Consider the following 17,851-nt stretch of genomic DNA (forward strand, 5'->3'; position numbering starts at 1 on the left):
CTATGTGCGCATCGCTCCCGAGGAACTCTTAATGGGAGGGTGGGATTTCCATGAGTTTGACGGTATCGGCATTACTGCTGCGCATGCGGGTAAGGAGTATCTCCTGATCAACGCGGTAGATATCGACAGACTCTTTGAATACCAAATCCAGATAGCGCGTCTGGGAACTCTGCACAAGCGTTCAGTATCCGGCCTGGCGCAGGTGACGGAGGAGCAATACTACAAGGTCATTGAGTTTATCTCGCTGAAACAGATGACCGCTGCGCAAAGCGCTATCGATATCACTGATACCCAGCGACGGCTGGGAAAAGTTCTTCAGCGCGTGGTCAATATGGGAGCCAGCGATCTGCATATCACGCGTAACGATGTATTAGCCGTCTTCGAAGCGCGTGTTAACGGCGTGCTGACCCCCTTTATGCAGGTGAAAGCTGCCCAGTGCGATGAGATGGTCTTCGTGCTGTATAACGTAGAGGCGACTACCCGTGATACGACCTGGAACCGAGCCATTCCCCAGAACGCCAACATTCTCTATAACCTGGAGGGCAAATCCTACCGGTTTCGCTACGCTCATTTTCCCATCTTTGGCGAGTCACCGGACTGCTATCACGCGGTGCTGCGTATTATTCCCTCGGGGCTACAAAAAGAGGGGCTGGGGTCGCTGGATAAAATTGGCGTTTCGCCCAGTGAAATTGACGACCTGAAGAAGATCCTTAGTAACCCCTATGGCGCATATGTGATTGCTGGCACCACCGGCTCAGGCAAATCAACCACCCTGAAAAACCTCATGGAGTGGCTGCAGATCAACCGCTATGAGGACCGAGGCTGCTTCCTGACGGTTGAGGATCCTGTGGAGTACCAAATCTACGGTGCGAAACAGAGCTCGGTCGTTAGCGGCGAAGATGGTGGTTTTCACGCTGCGATAAAATCGGCGCTGCGCCGCGATCCTGACGTCCTGATGGTAGGGGAGATCCGCGACAGCGTTTCGGCCAACGCCCTGGCCGGAGCGGTAGAGAGCGGTCACTACTGCTTCACCACCGTTCATGCCGGCAGCATTGTCTCGCTGCTACAGCGCATGTCGGCGCTGGGCATCGGTAGCGATAAGCTCTCCACGCCGGGTTTTATTGCTGGTTTGCAGTGTCAAAAACTTATCCCGATGCTGTGCGACAACTGTAAAAAAGAGTGCGGACCACAGGTCATCGCTGGCAAAAAATTCACGCTCTATACTGCCGATGCAGGGGGATGTAGCGAGTGCAAGCAGAGCGGTATTAAAGGACGGCAGATTGCGATGGAGTACTTTATTCCCGGCTATGAGGAGTTAGCCGCTATCGCTGACCAGGCATGGCTACAGGTTTACACGCTCTGGCGCAAAAAGCGCTATACGGCTAATGGCCTGGCCGAAGGCTTTGAGATTCGGGAAAAGGTGATGGCAAAGGTATTACAGGGTCAGGTGGATGCCCGCTGGTTTGCCATGGAGTTTGGCACGATATCCCCTAACGATCTGGAGCTCATCGTTGAAAAAGTTCAGTAAAAAACAGCGCATCTACATCTATCAGTTCTGCGGCGATATGATCAAAGCCGGACTACCGCTCTATGACTCACTTAATAAATTGCAGACCGAGGGTCAGACGCTGTTGGGTAAAGGATTTAGTCAGAAGCTGCTGCTATTGATTACCCAGATGAAGCAGGAAACGTCCGTGTCTGCCGTCTTTACCGGTGCGGTACCGACTACCGAGCTGAGCTTAATTACCGCTGCGGAAAAAAGTGGCAGCCTGGCGGAGGGCTTTTTTACCCTTGTCTCAATCATCAAATATAACGATGATCTGCGTAAGAAAATCATCAGTGCCCTGACGTTTCCGCTAATTATGATTGCGCTGTCGCTAGTGGTGATTGCCGGCTATGCGGAGAAGGTCTTTCCGGCGTTTGCCTCGGTTCTTTCTGTCGATAAGTGGCCGGGCATTACCCAGAGCCTCTATCACTTCGGGATAGCGCTCTATCAGGGGCTATGGTTAAAGATCCTAATCGGCTTTGTCTGTTGTGTTTTGCTGGCAAGGTTTGCCATGGCAAATCTTAGCGGTACGCTACGAAATAGGGCTCTCGATAAAATATTACCGTTTTCAACTTATCGGCAGTTAACTTCATCGGTCTTCTTAAATAACCTGTCGCTGATGTTGAGTAATAATATTCCATTGACCGATGCCATTGTTATTGTCCAGTCTAATGCTAACCGCTGGCTAACCTGGCATCTTGACGTCATGCTGGGAAAAATGGCGCAGGGGATGAACTACGGCAAAGCGCTGGATTCAGGACTGCTGGGTGCAGAAGAGCTGCTTAATATCAGCCTCTATGCCGATCTGCCCTCGTTTAATGAGGTGCTGCTTTCGGTATCCGAACGCTCCCGTGAGCGTATACATGAGTACATTAAAAAGCTCGCTGCCTTCTTAAAAAACATGGCAACGCTGACGTTAGGCGGCTGCGTCGTATGGGTCTTTCTCGGGCTCTTTGCACTCATGGATACGCTATCTAAAGCCACTGGGTAATTCAAGGAAGAGACATGTTACATAATTTAAAAAATATATTGCTTGTGACGAGCCTGATTTCGATAGGTGCAGCGGGCAGTGCCATTGCGGGATATCATTTTGCCCCCCCACGCTGTGACTATTTGTCACGATCTTTTCCCATTGTCTTAAAAGCGAACGAAGCAGGAAAAGCCGCTTTTCTCTATAACATTATTTATGTGTTAAATGAAAAAGAGGAGGTGTTTCCTGTATTACCTACACCGGCTACGGCACCCGTTATCTATACCAACGACAGCAGCCAGATAAAGTGCCTGGATACGACCTGCTATGAGGCAGATTACTGGTCAAAGCCGGGACACATGGGCAAGTTGTCGCAGTATAATGCTATCGCCAGAGACGCAGACTACAGGAACAGCCATATCTATTCGGTCTCCGGTGAGCTAAACCCCGGACGTTCCAGTAGCGATGCCATAGTCTGGATACCCTCCCGCAACCTTCGTTTATTGACGATAGAGGTCTTTAACAAGGATGCCCAGGGCGGTCATAACGTCAATGACGACTATACGCGGCCGCTGTTAATTCAGTACGCACGTAACCTCCGCGAAACCGTCGCCGGGGATATGGTGGGCAGCTTGCGTTACCGTGGTGTGGCCACGCCGGTTATCACCTCTCAGCCGCATCGCGATGTTGGCCCAGCTTACTTGCCTGAAAATATCAATATGATCGATTTTGCCAGCCTGACCGTCACGCTTAACGGCAATAAACACGCGGCTTCTAACCCCAGCGGCGTAGAGCCACGAGCTGAGGTTGTTTCTTACACTCAGGCACCGCGATCCTCACGTTTTTCGTCGGCAGATATCAGGACGGTTAAAGCGTATATCTCTCGTTGCTCCATTAAGCGTTAATCCCCAATGCGTATTGAAGAGATAGTAACAGCGTGGTATCCGTGGCTTGCGCTGGGCCTGGGGTTATTAATCGGCAGCTTTCTTAACGTTGTGATCTATCGCTTGCCCATTATGCTGATGCGCAGCGCGGCAGATGAGGCTGCGCAAAGCGCGTTTCCTGCTGTCAATCTGTGCTGGCCGCCATCGCACTGTCCACGCTGCCAGCATGCTGTCATGCCGTGGGATAACATTCCTCTGTTTAGCTGGTTGCTGCTGAGAGGCCGTTGCCGATACTGCAAAGGCGCTATTCCGGTTATCTATCCGCTTAGCGAGATACTTACCGGTGCCGTTTTCTTTGCTCTGGTCGCTGGCTATTTCCCGCATTTTACCCTTATGCAGATCCTCTTTCTGGCCTGCTTTTTTTGCCTGGTTTATACGCTCGCCATTATTGATATCAATACGTTTCTGCTGCCGGATTGCCTGGTTTACCCCTTACTTTGGCTTGGGCTTTCCGCCTCGGTGCTGAATATCATTCCGGTATCACCACGGGATAGCGTGATGGGGGCCATCCTTATCTGGTGTTTCACCTGGCTCATTGCGCAAGGGTATATCTGGTTTTGCAAGCGGGAGGGGATGGGCAGCGGCGACGTTAAGCTCTATGCCGCCTGTGCGGCCTGGGTTGGGCTAGACCATATTGCCGAACTGATAGTGGGATCGGCAGTGCTGGGTGTGCTTGCATTTATCTTCCGCGGCCTGCTGCGTTTTCGTCGTCTATCCGCAACCGATCCCTATATGCCGTTCGGACCTGCTATCGCGGTTACCGCACTGCTGATTCTGCACATGGAGGTGCTCCGCTAATGCCGATACTCTCGTTTTTACTTTTTCTTCTGGTAAGCCTCTTTTCTCCGTTGAGCTATGCAACTCTCCCTTTGCAAAAGGCTGTCGCTCTGGCCTCCCTGCAGCCGGCCCCTCTGTTTAGCTGGCCGCTCTCCGGATCGCTTCGCGTCACCTCACCGTTTGGCATGCGCTTTCATCCGCTTGAGCATACCTTTCTTAACCATGAAGGGGTGGATCTTCGCGCACCGCCAGGCAGCGAGGTGGGGGCGATAGCCGACGGCAGGGTTGCAGAGACCGGTTATGGGCCGCTCACAGGTTTTTTTATCACCATTGATCATGCCGACGGCTGGCGTAGCCGCTATCTTCATCTCAGCAAAATTCAAGTGCATAAAGGTGAGCAGCTTAAGCAGGGGACGGTTATTGCGCTGTCGGGCGCAACGGGGCGGGCTACCGGCCCGCATCTGCATCTGGAGTTGAGCCACAACCACCAGGCTATCGATCCTGTGAGTATGTTAGCCGCTTCGCCAGGCAGCCCGATAGCGTCAGCGACGGCCGAAAAGCCAGCGGTAATACCCGACATAGACATGACACCGACTATTACGCTAATCAGCGGGGAAGGGGATACGCTACAGGTTGGCGTGCGGATAGGTAACAAAACAACTTTTTACAGCCTGAAGGAGCCGGTTGAGCAGGGGGATGACGTCTGGCGAATTGTACACAAGTACGATAAGTACAAATTAGTGAAGGTGAACGCCAAAAGCGGGTATCGTTAAGCGACTGTTTTATGCGCATTTAGTACAGCAGATAGCCTTAGAATGCGGCTTTTGCTCTTTTTTTCCGCAGTTGATACAATGCAGCGAAATTGCCCTTGCGCAGGGCATCCGCTTTGGTTAGTATTCACACCCGCTCAAGTGGGAAATAACATTAACTCCCGCTTTTGGTTTGAAACCCATTCAGGGTTTGAAGCTTATGTTATGCGGCAACTCCGCAAGGAACAGGTTGATTATGTACGAAGCTCTTTTAGTAGTTTTCCTTATTGTGGCGATTGGCCTTGTAGGTCTGATCATGCTGCAGCAAGGTAAAGGCGCTGATATGGGAGCCTCCTTTGGTGCAGGCGCTTCCGGTACGCTGTTCGGTTCAAGTGGTTCTGGTAACTTCATGACCCGTATGACGGCTGTATTGGCAACCCTGTTCTTCATTATCAGCCTGGTGCTGGGTAACATTAACAGCAACAAAACCAACAAAGGGAGCGAGTGGGAAAACCTGAGTGCGCCAGCGAAATCTGAGCAGACTCAACCCGCAGCGCCGGCTAACAAGCCGACCAGCGATATCCCACAGTAAGTATTCCGTACCGAGGTGGTGGAATTGGTAGACACGCTACCTTGAGGTGGTAGTGCCCTAACGGGCTTGTGGGTTCGAGTCCCATCCTCGGTACCAATATTCCAGAAAAAAGAGATCGCAAGATCTCTTTTTTTTCGTCTGTACGTCATGAAAACGGCGGCGCTCTCTTTCTCTTATTCTCTCCCGGCTATACTGCTTAAAAACAGCAACCTCTCCTTTACGGTAAGTATCATGACCTGGCAGCGGCTCAACGGTGCGACATGGCGCAATATCTGGGTTACCGGCGACCTTCACGGCTGCTACAGCCTGCTGTTGAATAAACTTAGCTTCGTTGGCTTTGATACCTCGCAGGATCTGCTGATTTCCGTAGGCGATCTCACCGACCGCGGCGTCGAGAACGTGGAGTGCATGACGCTGGTGACCTGCCCCTGGTGCCGGGCGGTGCGCGGCAACCACGAGCAGATGATGTTGAACTGCCTGCTTCATAACGGCAGCGCCAGCCACTGGATGATGAACGGCGGCAGCTGGTTTTTCAATCTGGATGAAGAGCAGGAGCAGCAGGCCAGAGCGTTGTTGCCACATATCGCTGCGCTGCCGCTGGTCATTGAAGTTACCACGCAGGGTAAAAAAGTGATCGTTTGTCATGCCGATTACCCTGACGATAGCTACGTTTACGGTAAGCCGGTAGAGGAGGATCAGCTTCTCTGGAATCGGGATCGGCTTGCGGCCTCTCTGGCGGGCAGGGTGAAAGAGATCCACGGCGCAGATCTCTTTATCTTCGGCCACACGCCACTGCGTAAGGCGCAACGCTTTGCCAATCAGTACTACATTGATACCGGCGCGGTAATGAGCGGCAATTTAACCCTGATGCAGATCCAGACCGGGTAAGCCTTTAAACAGGATCCGCAGGCCGTTACAGGCTGCCCACGCCGCCATCGACCAGCAGATCGGTGCCCACCGTATAGCTTGAGTCATCCGACGCGAGATAGAGCGCGGCCTTCGCCAGCTCCCGCACCGTACCCATCCGTCCGAGCGGCACCAGCTTGATAATCTCCTCCTGCATAGCCCGCAGCGCCTCTTCGTCAAGGCCAAGCTTGTTCAGCGCCGGAGTCTCTACCGGGCCGGGACTCAGGCCGTTGACGCGAATGCCGCGCGGCAACAGCTCGGCCGACAGCGTGCGTGCCAGCGAAAGCAGACCGGCCTTGCTGGCGGCGTAGACGCTGCTGGTAGGCAGACCGATGCGCGCGCTGACTGAGCCACAGAGGATTACCGAAGAGGGATTATTCAACAGCGGCAGCAGGGCCTGAATAAGAAAGAAAGGCCCTTTAAGGTTAATCCCCATCAGGCGATCCCATTTGGCCTCGTCCCATGTCTCAATCTCACCGTGGGTGACATCCCCCGCGTTGATGAAGACCGCATCCAGACGCGGCCAGCGGGTGGCAATCGTCCCGGCAAGCTGCTTTTGCGCGGCGATATCGCCTGCGTCGGTGGGGATCACCCAGGCGTTATCTCCCAGAATGCGCTTCGCGTCGGCGAGCGTCTCAGGGTTACGGCCCGTCACCGCTACGTGCGCCCCTTCGGCGATAAATTCCTGTGCCGTCGCCAGGCCAATGCCCGTTGTACCGCCGGTAATCAGCGTATATTTATCTGCTAAACGACCCATTTGCTTCTCCTGATTGAAGAGTGGAGAAAGCACTATAGAAACGTTAGTATCTAAAAGAAACCAGGTACCAAATGGATACTAAAGAGGCGAGAGGTGTGCAATGGCGGAATTATTCAGTTGCGCAGAAGAAAAAAATTGTCAGCACGAGCCCTGCCCGATGACCAGCTTTATCGGGTTGATCTCCGGGAAGTGGGCCATCCCGATTATCTATCGTCTGATCGTCATCAACGAGCCGGTGCGATTTGGCGATCTGCTGCGGGCCGCCGCGCCCATCACGCAAAAAGAGCTGACTAAACAGCTGCGGCTGTTCGAACAGCGCGGACTCGTCACGCGTACCGTCTACCCTGAAATTCCGCCCCGCGTGGAGTATCAAATCACCGCCCTTGGCCTCACTCTGCAAAATGCTCTCGCGCCGCTGGCCGACTGGATGCGTGAATACGGTCAACAGCTTAAGCATTAGCTGCTTGCCCACTTTGCGAAACGGCTCCGGGAAATTTGTCATCAATCTGTCACACTTAGCGCGACGATGACAAAGGTGAGGAGTTAGGGATGAAAAGAGCACTACTCGCAGCTGCGCTGGCCGGAGCATTAACGCTGACCGCAGGGGCGCAGGCGCAAACGACGCCGGAGGGCTATCAGCTACAGCAGGTGTTGATCATGAGCCGCCATAATTTGCGCGCGCCGCTGGCAGATAACGGTAGCGTGCTGCAACAGTCAACGCCGAACAAATGGCCCGAGTGGGATGTGCCGGGCGGACAGCTCACCACTAAAGGCGGTGTGCTCGAAGTCTATATGGGGCACTATATGCGTGAATGGCTGGCGGAGCAGGGACTGGTGAAGTCAGGGGAATGCCCGACGCCTGACGCCGTTTATGCCTACGCCAACAGCCTGCAACGCACCGTAGCCACCGCGCAGTTCTTTATCACCGGCGCGTTCCCCGGCTGCGACGTGCCGGTTCACCATCAGGAAGCGATGGGCACAATGGATCCCACCTTCAACCCGGTTATCACCGATAAGGATACGGCGTTTCGCGACAGGGCGGTGCAGGCAATGCAGACCGAACGTCAGGCGATGCAGCTGGATGAAAGCTATAAGCTGTTGGCGCAGATAACAAACTATGACAACTCCCCCTCCTGTAAAGAGAAGCAGGTCTGCTCCCTGACCGACCCGAAAGATACCTTCAGCGCCGGGTATGAGAAAGAGCCGGGCGTCTCCGGGCCGCTAAAGGTCGGCAACTCGCTGGTGGATGCCTTCACTCTACAGTATTACGAAGGCTTCCCGATGGATCAGGTCGCCTGGGGTGAGATCAAAACCGACCAGCAGTGGCGTGTGCTGTCGAAGCTGAAAAACGGCTACCAGGATTCGCTCTTCACCTCCACGGCGGTGGCGCAGAACGTGGCCAAACCGCTGGTGAAGTATATCGATAAGGCGCTGGTGACGGACCAGGCCAGCGCGCCGAAAGTCACGCTGCTGGTGGGGCATGACTCCAATATCGCCTCGCTGCTGACGGCGCTGGATTTCAAACCCTACCAGCTGCATGACCAGTATGAGCGTACGCCAATCGGCGGAAAAATCGTCTTCCAGCGCTGGCACGACCAGAGCGCCAGCCGCGACCTGATGAAGATTGAGTATGTGTATCAGAGCGCAGAGCAGCTGCGCAATGCGGACGTGCTGACTCTGCAGGCACCGGCGCAGCGCGTAACGCTGGAGCTGAAGGGCTGTCCGGTAGACGCGAACGGTTTCTGCCCGCTGGATAAATTCAATGCGGTACTGAACGACGCGGCGAAGTAGGGCCTGTACGACCACACTGCTTTTTCGCCCGGTGGCGCTACGCTAACCGGGCCTACAAACACGCTTTGCTAACCGTAATTTGCCCTGCTAATAAAAAAGGGCGCTTATGCGCCCTTAGTGTTTAAACCCGATATTACTGCTTGTCGGTGTGCTCAAGGCTATCCATCTGCGGCAGGCCGGTGCTGGCCGAAGAGGAGAGCAGGCCCGTCTCCACATAGTTGAACAGCTTCTCGCGGGTGTCAGTGATGTCCAGGTTACGCATGGTCAGCTGACCGATACGATCGTCCGGAGAGAAGACAGAGTCGCCTTTCTCCATGGTCAGACGCTCTGCCTTGTAGGTCAGGTTATCAGAGACCGTATTCAGGATGGAGTAGTCGTTGCCACGACGCAGCTCCAGGGTCACTTCGCCGGTGATGGCGCTCGCCACCCAGCGCTGCAGGGCATCACGCAGCATCAGCGCCTGCGGATCGAACCAGCGGCCCTGATAGAGCAGTTTGCCGAGCTGGCGACCATGAGAGTGATACTGCTCAATGGTATCTTCGTTGTGAATACCGGTCAGCAGACGCTCGTAGGCGATGTGCAGCAGCGCCATCCCCGGTGCTTCATAGATGCCACGGCTCTTCGCTTCGATAATACGGTTCTCAATTTGATCGCTCATGCCCAGGCCGTGACGGCCACCGATGCGGTTAGCTTCCAGCATCAGCTCAACGTCGTCAGAGAAGGTTTTGCCGTTCAGCGCTACCGGATAGCCACGCTCGAAGCGGATGGTCACCTCTTCCGCCGGGATCTTCACGCTCTCATCCCAGAACTTGACGCCCATGATCGGGTTAACGATCTTCACGCTGGAGTTGAGGAACTCAAGATCCTTCGCTTCATGGGTCGCGCCCAGCATGTTGGAGTCGGTGGAGTAGGCTTTCTCTACCGACATTTTGTAGTCAAAGCCGCAGGCGATCATAAATTCGGACATCTCCTGGCGACCGCCCAGCTCGTCGATAAAGTCGGTATCGAGCCACGGCTTATAGATCTTCAGCTCGGCGTTGGTCAGCAGGCCGTAGCGGTAGAAGCGTTCAATATCGTTGCCCTTATAGGTGCTGCCGTCGCCCCAGATGTTTACGCCATCCTCTTTCATGGCGGCAACCAGCATGGTACCGGTTACGGCACGGCCCAGCGGCGTGGTGTTGAAATAGGTCAGCCCGCCGGTGGTGTTATGAAACGCACCGCACTGAATAGCGGCGATGCCTTCGGCAACCAGCTGCTTACGGCAGTCGATCAGGCGTGCGTTTTCCGCACCGTACTCTTTTGCACGGCGTGGGATAGCCTCATAGTCATCCTCATCTGGCTGACCCAGATTCGCCGTGTAGGCATAAGGAACCGCGCCCTTTTGGCGCATCCACAGCAGGGCTGCGCTGGTGTCGAGGCCGCCGGAGAAAGCGATGCCAATACGTTGTCCAACCGGAAGATGCTTGAGAATCGTCGTCATAAAATAAATCCCTGCTAACTATACCTATGGTGAGAGACTTAACAGCCACGCCATGATGATAGGCTAAACATTACCGCAAAAAGCGCTTCGGCACCCTGCAGTAATGCATGATTATGCAAAATAAGTGAGTTTTCATTTAATCATCTTTTCGCGGAGACCGGAAGGGTTGCATGGCAAAATCATTAAAAAAAATGAATGGATAATAGTGAAGCAGATGAGAAGGGCGCGTTTTTTTGTTGCAATGAATAAAATCAATTGATTATAATGTCTGTCTAATCAGTCGTTCCCGGTGTTTACACCTGTCTTAACTTGCATTTAGTGCAATATCGGCGTAGTATTTGCCACGATTCAGGCGCGGGGTGGAGCAGCCTGGTAGCTCGTCGGGCTCATAACCCGAAGGTCGTCGGTTCAAATCCGGCCCCCGCAACCACTTTCCCTTAGTGTTCTTTTTCAAATATACTATGAAGACCTTGTGCCTTCGGCGTCGCATTTGAAAAAAACAGTAGCGAAAGGTTCTCCAGGCCGTTGTTACGGCTATAGGGTTCAGTTATCTAAAGCCTCGATTTATCGGGGTTTTTTGTTATCTGACTACAGAATAACTGGGCTTACGCCCTTTTTTTATGTCTTGGGGGTGGGTTTGTCCACATTAGAGCAAAAATTAACAGAGATGATTACCGCACCGGTCGAAGCGCTGGGCTACGAACTGGTTGGTATTGAATTTATCCGTGGTCGCACATCTACGCTGCGCATCTATATTGATAGTGAAGATGGCATCAATGTTGATGATTGTGCTGATGTCAGCCATCAGGTTAGCGCCGTGATGGACGTCGAAGATCCCATTACCGTCGCTTACAACCTGGAAGTCTCCTCACCTGGTCTTGATCGTCCGTTGTTCACCGCCGAACACTACACGCGCTATTTAGGCGAAGAGGTCACGCTGGTGCTGCGTATGGCGGTTCAGAATCGTCGCAAATGGCAGGGCATTATCAAAGGTGTCGATGGCGAGATGATCACCGTTACGGTCGAAGGTAAAGATGAAGTGTTCGCCCTGAGCAACGTTCAGAAAGCGAACCTGGTCCCCCACTTTTAACAGTCTGGATTGAGGTGAAAGGCCCCCAATGAATAAAGAAATTTTGGCTGTTGTTGAAGCTGTTTCCAATGAGAAAGCGCTGCCGCGCGAGAAAATTTTTGAAGCGCTGGAAAGTGCGCTGGCTACAGCAACAAAGAAAAAATATGAGCAAGAGATCGATGTCCGCGTTGAGATCGATCGTAAGAGCGGTGACTTTGATACCTTCCGCCGTTGGGTAGTCGTAGAAGAAGTCACCATGCCGACGCGTGAAATCACGCTGGAAGCCGCACGCTACGAAGATGAGAGCCTGAACCCGGGTGACTACGTTGAAGATCAGATTGAGTCTGTTACCTTTGACCGTATCACTACCCAAACGGCGAAGCAGGTTATCGTGCAGAAGGTACGTGAAGCCGAGCGCGCGCTGGTTGTCGATCAGTTCCGCGAGCACGAAGGTGAGATCATCACCGGCGTGGTGAAGAAAGTGAACCGCGACAACATCACGCTGGATCTGGGCAGCAACGCTGAAGCCGTGATCCTGCGTGAAGATATGCTGCCGCGTGAAAACTTCCGTCCAGGCGACCGTATTCGCGGTGTGCTCTACGCGGTGCGCCCTGAAGCGCGCGGTGCGCAGCTGTTCGTGACCCGTTCCAAACCGGAAATGCTGGTGGAACTGTTCCGCATCGAAGTGCCAGAGATCGGTGAAGAAGTTATCGAGATCAAAGCGGCAGCCCGCGATCCGGGTTCCCGTGCGAAAATCGCGGTGAAGACCAACGATAAGCGTATCGATCCGGTCGGAGCCTGTGTCGGTATGCGCGGCGCACGTGTTCAGGCGGTCTCTACCGAGCTGGGCGGCGAGCGTATCGATATCGTTCTGTGGGATGACAACCCGGCGCAGTTCGTGATCAACGCGATGGCACCGGCAGACGTTGCTTCTATCGTGGTGGATGAAGACAAGCACACCATGGATATCGCCGTTGAAGCCGGTAACCTGGCGCAGGCGATTGGCCGTAACGGCCAGAACGTCCGTCTGGCATCGCAGCTGAGCGGCTGGGAACTCAACGTCATGACCGTTGACGACCTGCAGTCTAAGCATCAGGCGGAAGCCCATGCGGCGATTGATACCTTCACTAAGCACCTGGACATTGACGAAGAGTTCGCCACCGTGTTGGTTGAAGAGGGTTTCTCAACCCTGGAAGAGCTGGCCTATGTGCCAATTAAAGAGCTGCTGGAAATTGAGGGTCTGGACGAAGAGACCGTTGAGGCCCTGCGCGAACGCGCGAAAAATGCCCTGACGACCCTGGCCCTGGCGCAGGAAGAGAGCCTTGGTAATAACAAACCGGCTGACGACCTGCTTAACCTTGAAGGCCTCGATCGCGAGCTGGCGTTTAAACTGGCTGCTCGTGGTGTTTGTACGCTGGAAGACCTCGCTGACCAGGGCGTTGATGACCTAAGCGATATCGAAGGATTAACCGACGAGAAAGCGGGTGAGCTCATCATGGCCGCACGTAATATTTGCTGGTTCGGCGACGAAGCGTAATAAACTGTAGCAGGAAGGAACAGCATGACAGATGTAACCGTAAAAGCGCTGGCCGCTGAGATTCAGACCTCCGTGGACCGCCTGGTACAGCAATTTGCTGATGCAGGGATCCCGAAGGCTGCTGAAGACTCAGTAACAGCACAAGAGAAACAGACGCTGCTGGCGCACCTGAACCGTGAACACGGTTCCGCGCCGGACAAGCTGACGCTGCAGCGCAAAACGCGCAGCACGCTGAATATCCCTGGCACCGGCGGGAAGAGTAAATCGGTGCAGATCGAAGTCCGTAAAAAGCGCACCTTTGTGAAACGCGATCCGCAAGAGGCTGAACGTCTCGCCGCGGAAGAAGAGGCGAAGCGCGAAGCGGAAGAGAAGGCAACGCGTGAAGCAGAGGAAGCTGCGAAGCGTGAAGCTGAGGACAAAGCCAAGCGTGACGCACAAGAGAAAGCGAAGCGCGAAGCCGAAGAAAAAGCGAAACGCGACACCGCTGATACGGCGAAGCGCGACGCTGCGGAAACGAGCAAAGTGAGCAATCAACCATCTGACGAAATGACCAAAGCTGCCCAGGCTGAAAAAGCGCGTCGTGAAGCCGAAGCGCAAGAGCTGAAGCGTAAAGCTGAAGAAGAGGCGCGTCGTAAGCTTGAAGAAGAAGCACGTCGCGTAGCAGAAGAAGCACGCCGTATGGCGGAAGAAAATGAGAGGAACGGGGTTATCGAACCTGCAGAAACCGAAGACACCAGCGATTATCACGTGACAACCTCTCAGCATGCTCGCCAGGCTGAAGATGAAAACGATCGTGAAGTAGAAGGCGGCCGTGGCCGTACCCGTACCGCTGCGAAAGCTGCCCGTCCTCAGAAGAAGGGCAATAAACACGCTGAATCCAAAGCTGACCGTGAAGAAGCGCGTGCAGCGGGCCGTGGCGGTAAAGGCGGTAAGCAACGTAAAGGTTCTTCCCTGCAGCAGGGCTTCCAGAAGCCAGCTCAGGCTGTTAACCGTGACGTTGTGATCGGTGAAACCATCACCGTTGGCGATCTGGCGAACAAGATGGCCGTTAAAGGCTCTCAGGTCATCAAAGCGATGATGAAACTGGGCGCAATGGCGACCATCAACCAGGTCATCGATCAGGAAACCGCACAGCTGGTTGCCGAAGAGATGGGCCACAAGGTTATCCTGCGTCGTGAAAACGAGCTGGAAGAAGCAGTAATGAGCGACCGTGATACGGGCGCAGCGGCCGAGCCGCGTGCACCGGTTGTGACCATCATGGGTCACGTTGACCACGGTAAAACCTCGCTGCTTGACTATATTCGTTCTACTAAAGTGGCGTCCGGCGAAGCGGGTGGTATTACCCAGCACATCGGTGCTTACCACGTAGAAACCGAAAACGGCATGATCACCTTCCTGGATACCCCGGGCCACGCCGCGTTTACCTCCATGCGTGCTCGTGGTGCGCAGGCAACGGATATCGTTGTACTGGTGGTAGCGGCTGACGACGGCGTGATGCCGCAGACCATCGAAGCGATCCAGCACGCGAAAGCGGCGCAGGTACCGCTGGTAGTTGCGGTCAACAAAATCGATAAGCCAGAAGCTGACATGGACCGCGTGAAGAACGAACTCTCCCAGTACGGCGTTATGCCGGAAGAGTGGGGCGGTGAATCTCAGTTCATCCCTGTGTCTGCGAAAGCGGGTACCGGTATCGACGATCTGCTGAACGCTATCCTGCTGCAGGCTGAAGTTCTTGAGCTGAAAGCGGTACGTAAAGGCATGGCGAGCGGTGCGGTCATCGAATCCTTCCTTGATAAAGGTCGTGGTCCGGTTGCTACCGTGCTGGTGCGTGAAGGTACGCTGAACAAAGGCGATATCGTTCTGTGTGGCTTCGAATATGGCCGCGTGCGTGCGATGCGTAACGAACTGGGTCAGGAAGTGCTGGAAGCGGGTCCGTCCATTCCGGTGGAAATCCTGGGTCTGTCCGGTGTTCCGGCTGCCGGTGATGAAGTCACCGTTGTTCGTGACGAGAAGAAAGCGCGTGAAGTTGCGCTGTACCGTCAGGGCAAATTCCGTGAAGTTAAACTGGCGCGCCAGCAGAAATCTAAACTCGAGAACATGTTTGCTAACATGACCGAGGGCGAAGTTCACGAAGTGAACGTCGTACTGAAAGCTGACGTACAGGGCTCTGTGGAAGCGATCTCCGACTCCTTGCTGAAACTCTCTACTGACGAAGTTAAAGTGAAGATCATCGGTTCTGGCGTAGGTGGTATCACCGAAACCGACGCAACCCTGGCTGCGGCGTCCAACGCCATCCTGGTTGGCTTCAACGTGCGTGCTGATGCCTCTGCGCGTAAAGTTATCGATGCTGAGAGCCTGGATCTGCGCTACTACTCCGTCATCTACCATCTGATCGACGAAGTGAAAGCAGCGATGAGCGGCATGCTGTCGCCTGAGCTGAAACAGCAGATTATCGGTCTGGCTGAAGTGCGTGACGTGTTCAAATCACCGAAATTCGGTGCGATCGCGGGCTGTATGGTTACCGAAGGTACCATTAAGCGCCACAACCCAATCCGCGTTCTGCGCGATAACGTGGTTATCTACGAAGGCGAGCTGGAGTCCCTGCGCCGCTTCAAAGATGACGTTAACGAAGTCCGTAACGGCATGGAGTGTGGTATCGGCGTGAAGAACTACAACGACGTTCGCGTTGGCGATATGATCGAAGTGTTCGAGATCATTGAGATCAAACGCAGTATCGACTAAGTGTAGGCCGGGATCGCCTCGCGTCACCCGGCAATCATATTAAAAGGGGCTAATAGCCCCTTTTTTGTCTGGAGAATTTATTATGGCGAAAGAATTTGGTCGCCCGCAGCGCGTGGCCCAGGAGATGCAGAAAGAGATTGCGATGATCCTGCAGCGCGAAATCAAAGATCCGCGTCTGGGCATGATGACCACCGTTTCCGGTGTCGAAATGTCCCGCGATCTGGCCTATGCCAAAGTGTTTGTCACCTTCCTGAACGACAAAGATGAGGACGCCGTGAAAGCGGGCCTCAAAGCGTTGCAGGAAGCGTCTGGCTTTATCCGTACGCTGCTGGGCAAAGCCATGCGCCTGCGCATCGTGCCGGAGCTGACCTTCTTCTACGACAACTCGCTGGTCGAGGGGATGCGCATGTCTAACCTGGTGACCAACGTGGTGCGACAGGACGATGAGCGTCGCGTCAACCCGGACGACAGCAAGGAGGACTAATGAGTCGTCCTCGTCGTCGCGGTCGCGACGTGCACGGCGTGCTGCTGCTGGATAAGTCTCAGGGGATGTCCAGCAACGACGTGCTGCAAAAAGTAAAGCGCCTCTATAATGCCAACCGTGCCGGGCACACCGGCGCGCTGGATCCGCTGGCAACCGGCATGCTGCCGATCTGCCTGGGCGAGGCGACAAAGTTTTCCCAGTACCTGCTGGACTCGGATAAGCGCTACCGGGTCGTTGCTCGCCTCGGCCAGCGCACCGACACCTCCGATGCGGATGGTGAGATCGTGGAGGAGCGTCCGGTGACCTTCAGTGCGGAACAGCTTGCTGACGCGCTGGAAAGTTTTCGTGGCGACACGATGCAGGTTCCGTCGATGTACTCGGCGCTCAAGTATCAGGGCAAAAAGCTCTATGAGTACGCGCGCCAGGGCATTGAGGTGCCGCGTGAAGCACGGCCGATTACCGTCTATGAGCTGCTCTTTATTCGCCACGAAGGCAACGAGCTGGAGCTGGAAGTGCACTGCTCGAAAGGCACCTATATCCGGACTATCATTGACGATCTCGGTGAGAAGCTGGGCTGCGGGGCGCACGTGACCTTCTTGCGTCGGCTGGCCGTCAGCACCTATCCGGTCGATCGCATGGTGACCCTGGAGCAGCTGCACGCACTGGTCGCCCAGGCGGAGCAGCAGGAGAGGCCAGCCGCGCAGCTGCTGGATCCGCTGCTGATGCCGATGGACAGTCCGGCTGCGGACTTCCCGGTAGTTAACCTGCCGCTGACGTCGTCGGTCTACTTCAAGAACGGTAACCCGGTACGAACCACGGGCGCGCCGCTCGACGGGCTGGTGCGCGTGACGGAAGGTGACGAAGGTAAGTTTATCGGCATGGGCGAGATGGACGATGAGGGCCGCGTCGCCCCGCGTCGACTTGTCGTAGAGTATCCGGCGGCATAAGCTTATGCAGCTACCTTGCGATAACAGGGTACTGCGAGTAGAATATTGCCGCTTAACGTCGCGTTGGCTGGGTAACAGTGAACGGGCGTTATATCTGGGATCGCTGAATTAGAGATCGGCATCCTTTCATTCTTTTAATTCTGGAGTTCAAAATGTCTCTAAGCGTTGAAGCTAAAGCAAAAATCGTTTCCGAGTTCGGTCGTGGCGAAAATGACAGCGGTTCTACCGAAGTACAGGTTGCCCTGCTGACTGCTCAGATCAACCACCTGCAGGGTCACTTTGCAGAGCACAAAAAAGATCACCACAGCCGTCGTGGTCTGCTGCGTATGGTTTCTCAGCGTCGTAAACTGCTCGACTACCTGAAACGTAAAGATGTTGCACGCTACACTGCGCTGATCGAGCGTCTGGGTCTGCGTCGCTAAGTCTGGCGAGTTTCAGAGAAAGGGGCCTTATGGCCCCTTTTTTCAACCAGACGGCAGCAATTCACTCTAAACTATTGTATTGTTGCTTTGAATGATCTTCGTTGCAGAGGTTCGCGCGGCTAATGAGAGGCTTCACCC

General features: G+C 54.4%; 17 protein-coding genes and 2 tRNA genes. 17 read left to right on the plus strand and 2 right to left on the minus strand.

The window, feature by feature from the left end; genetic code table 11:
- Positions 1 to 31: 31 nt before the first annotated feature.
- From RTM13_RS10570 to RTM13_RS10605, 8 genes are all read left to right on the plus strand, one after another.
- Positions 32 to 1,528: an ATPase, T2SS/T4P/T4SS family gene (locus RTM13_RS10570; protein ID WP_312211994.1), complete on the plus strand. Its 1,497-nt coding sequence runs from the start codon at positions 32 to 34 to the stop codon at positions 1,526 to 1,528.
- Positions 1,512 to 2,537, plus strand: a complete 1,026-nt coding sequence (locus RTM13_RS10575) for a type II secretion system F family protein (protein ID WP_312211995.1) — start codon at positions 1,512 to 1,514, stop codon at positions 2,535 to 2,537. The genes RTM13_RS10570 and RTM13_RS10575 overlap by 17 nt, the downstream gene beginning before the upstream one ends.
- 14 nt (positions 2,538 to 2,551) lie before the next feature.
- Entirely contained in the window at positions 2,552 to 3,421 is an 870-nt protein-coding gene (locus tag RTM13_RS10580) for a hypothetical protein (protein ID WP_312211996.1), read from the plus strand.
- Positions 3,422 to 3,427: 6 nt separating this feature from the next.
- Complete coding sequence (locus RTM13_RS10585; RefSeq protein ID WP_312211997.1) at positions 3,428 to 4,258, plus strand: A24 family peptidase; 831 nt, start codon at positions 3,428 to 3,430, stop codon at positions 4,256 to 4,258.
- 71 nt (positions 4,259 to 4,329) lie between these two features.
- Positions 4,330 to 5,010, plus strand: a complete 681-nt coding sequence (locus RTM13_RS10590) for a M23 family metallopeptidase (protein WP_312211998.1) — start codon at positions 4,330 to 4,332, stop codon at positions 5,008 to 5,010.
- Positions 5,011 to 5,242: 232 nt separating this feature from the next.
- Positions 5,243 to 5,578 (plus strand): preprotein translocase subunit SecG, encoded by a 336-nt coding sequence (gene secG, locus RTM13_RS10595; RefSeq protein WP_312211999.1) that lies wholly within the window; start codon positions 5,243 to 5,245, stop codon positions 5,576 to 5,578.
- 9 nt (positions 5,579 to 5,587) lie between these two features.
- Positions 5,588 to 5,674: transfer RNA gene (locus RTM13_RS10600), tRNA-Leu, on the plus strand.
- 132 nt (positions 5,675 to 5,806) lie between these two features.
- Positions 5,807 to 6,466, plus strand: coding sequence for a metallophosphoesterase (locus RTM13_RS10605; protein ID WP_312212214.1), 660 nt, complete (start codon positions 5,807 to 5,809; stop codon positions 6,464 to 6,466).
- Positions 6,467 to 6,491: 25 nt separating this feature from the next.
- Here RTM13_RS10605 and RTM13_RS10610 read toward each other — a convergent pair whose 3' ends face one another.
- On the minus strand, positions 6,492 to 7,241 hold the full coding sequence (locus tag RTM13_RS10610) for an SDR family oxidoreductase (protein ID WP_312212000.1): 750 nt from the start codon (positions 7,239 to 7,241) through the stop codon (positions 6,492 to 6,494).
- A 100-nt stretch (positions 7,242 to 7,341) separates the two neighbouring features.
- On the opposite strand from RTM13_RS10610, the gene RTM13_RS10615 reads away from it, so the two are divergent.
- Positions 7,342 to 7,701, plus strand: coding sequence for a helix-turn-helix domain-containing protein (locus tag RTM13_RS10615; RefSeq protein WP_312212001.1), 360 nt, complete (start codon positions 7,342 to 7,344; stop codon positions 7,699 to 7,701).
- 89 nt (positions 7,702 to 7,790) lie between these two features.
- Positions 7,791 to 9,032 (plus strand): bifunctional glucose-1-phosphatase/inositol phosphatase, encoded by a 1,242-nt coding sequence (agp, locus tag RTM13_RS10620; protein ID WP_312212002.1) that lies wholly within the window; start codon positions 7,791 to 7,793, stop codon positions 9,030 to 9,032.
- A 133-nt stretch (positions 9,033 to 9,165) separates the two neighbouring features.
- Here the strand turns inward: agp and argG are convergent, their stop codons facing one another.
- Positions 9,166 to 10,512: an argininosuccinate synthase gene (gene argG / locus RTM13_RS10625; RefSeq protein ID WP_312212003.1), complete on the minus strand. Its 1,347-nt coding sequence runs from the start codon at positions 10,510 to 10,512 to the stop codon at positions 9,166 to 9,168.
- Between the two features lie 353 nt (positions 10,513 to 10,865).
- Here argG and RTM13_RS10630 point away from each other — a divergent pair.
- The 7 genes from RTM13_RS10630 to rpsO all read left to right on the plus strand — a co-directional run bounded on the left by RTM13_RS10630 (position 10,866) and on the right by rpsO (position 17,713).
- Positions 10,866 to 10,942 (plus strand) — tRNA-Met (locus RTM13_RS10630).
- A gap of 207 nt (positions 10,943 to 11,149) precedes the next feature.
- Positions 11,150 to 11,602, plus strand: a complete 453-nt coding sequence (rimP, locus tag RTM13_RS10635) for a ribosome maturation factor RimP (protein WP_312212004.1) — start codon at positions 11,150 to 11,152, stop codon at positions 11,600 to 11,602.
- A gap of 28 nt (positions 11,603 to 11,630) precedes the next feature.
- Complete coding sequence (gene nusA, locus RTM13_RS10640) at positions 11,631 to 13,118, plus strand: transcription termination factor NusA (protein WP_312212005.1); 1,488 nt, start codon at positions 11,631 to 11,633, stop codon at positions 13,116 to 13,118.
- A 24-nt stretch (positions 13,119 to 13,142) separates the two neighbouring features.
- Positions 13,143 to 15,860 carry a translation initiation factor IF-2 gene (gene infB, locus RTM13_RS10645; RefSeq protein ID WP_312212006.1) on the plus strand — a complete coding sequence of 906 codons (2,718 nt, stop codon included), beginning with the start codon at positions 13,143 to 13,145 and terminating at the stop codon, positions 15,858 to 15,860.
- 82 nt (positions 15,861 to 15,942) lie between these two features.
- Positions 15,943 to 16,344: a 30S ribosome-binding factor RbfA gene (gene rbfA / locus RTM13_RS10650; protein WP_103821331.1), complete on the plus strand. Its 402-nt coding sequence runs from the start codon at positions 15,943 to 15,945 to the stop codon at positions 16,342 to 16,344.
- Positions 16,344 to 17,291 carry a tRNA pseudouridine(55) synthase TruB gene (truB, locus tag RTM13_RS10655; protein ID WP_312212007.1) on the plus strand — a complete coding sequence of 316 codons (948 nt, stop codon included), beginning with the start codon at positions 16,344 to 16,346 and terminating at the stop codon, positions 17,289 to 17,291. The genes rbfA and truB overlap by 1 nt, the downstream gene beginning before the upstream one ends.
- Before the next feature lie 152 nt (positions 17,292 to 17,443).
- Complete coding sequence (rpsO, locus tag RTM13_RS10660; protein ID WP_004385056.1) at positions 17,444 to 17,713, plus strand: 30S ribosomal protein S15; 270 nt, start codon at positions 17,444 to 17,446, stop codon at positions 17,711 to 17,713.
- The last annotated feature ends 138 nt before the right edge of the window (positions 17,714 to 17,851 follow it).

Origin of the sequence: Pseudescherichia sp. (genome assembly GCF_031979925.1) — a bacterium.
In the GTDB taxonomy this organism is placed as follows: Bacteria; Pseudomonadota; Gammaproteobacteria; order Enterobacterales; family Enterobacteriaceae; genus Pseudescherichia.

Excerpts from the sequence above, each read along its gene's own strand:
- RTM13_RS10570 (WP_312211994.1), top strand. The coding sequence starts at position 32 with ATGGGAGGGTGGGATTTCCATGAGTTTGACGGTATCGGCATTACTGCT.
- RTM13_RS10580 (WP_312211996.1), top strand. The coding sequence starts at position 2,552 with ATGTTACATAATTTAAAAAATATATTGCTTGTGACGAGCCTGATTTCG.
- RTM13_RS10585 (WP_312211997.1), top strand. The coding sequence starts at position 3,428 with ATGCGTATTGAAGAGATAGTAACAGCGTGGTATCCGTGGCTTGCGCTG.
- secG (WP_312211999.1), top strand. The coding sequence starts at position 5,243 with ATGTACGAAGCTCTTTTAGTAGTTTTCCTTATTGTGGCGATTGGCCTT.
- RTM13_RS10610 (WP_312212000.1), bottom strand. The coding sequence starts at position 7,241 with ATGGGTCGTTTAGCAGATAAATATACGCTGATTACCGGCGGTACAACG.
- RTM13_RS10615 (WP_312212001.1), top strand. The coding sequence starts at position 7,342 with ATGGCGGAATTATTCAGTTGCGCAGAAGAAAAAAATTGTCAGCACGAG.
- agp (WP_312212002.1), top strand. The coding sequence starts at position 7,791 with ATGAAAAGAGCACTACTCGCAGCTGCGCTGGCCGGAGCATTAACGCTG.
- argG (WP_312212003.1), bottom strand. The coding sequence starts at position 10,512 with ATGACGACGATTCTCAAGCATCTTCCGGTTGGACAACGTATTGGCATC.
- nusA (WP_312212005.1), top strand. The coding sequence starts at position 11,631 with ATGAATAAAGAAATTTTGGCTGTTGTTGAAGCTGTTTCCAATGAGAAA.
- infB (WP_312212006.1), top strand. The coding sequence starts at position 13,143 with ATGACAGATGTAACCGTAAAAGCGCTGGCCGCTGAGATTCAGACCTCC.
- rbfA (WP_103821331.1), top strand. The coding sequence starts at position 15,943 with ATGGCGAAAGAATTTGGTCGCCCGCAGCGCGTGGCCCAGGAGATGCAG.
- truB (WP_312212007.1), top strand. The coding sequence starts at position 16,344 with ATGAGTCGTCCTCGTCGTCGCGGTCGCGACGTGCACGGCGTGCTGCTG.
- rpsO (WP_004385056.1), top strand. The coding sequence starts at position 17,444 with ATGTCTCTAAGCGTTGAAGCTAAAGCAAAAATCGTTTCCGAGTTCGGT.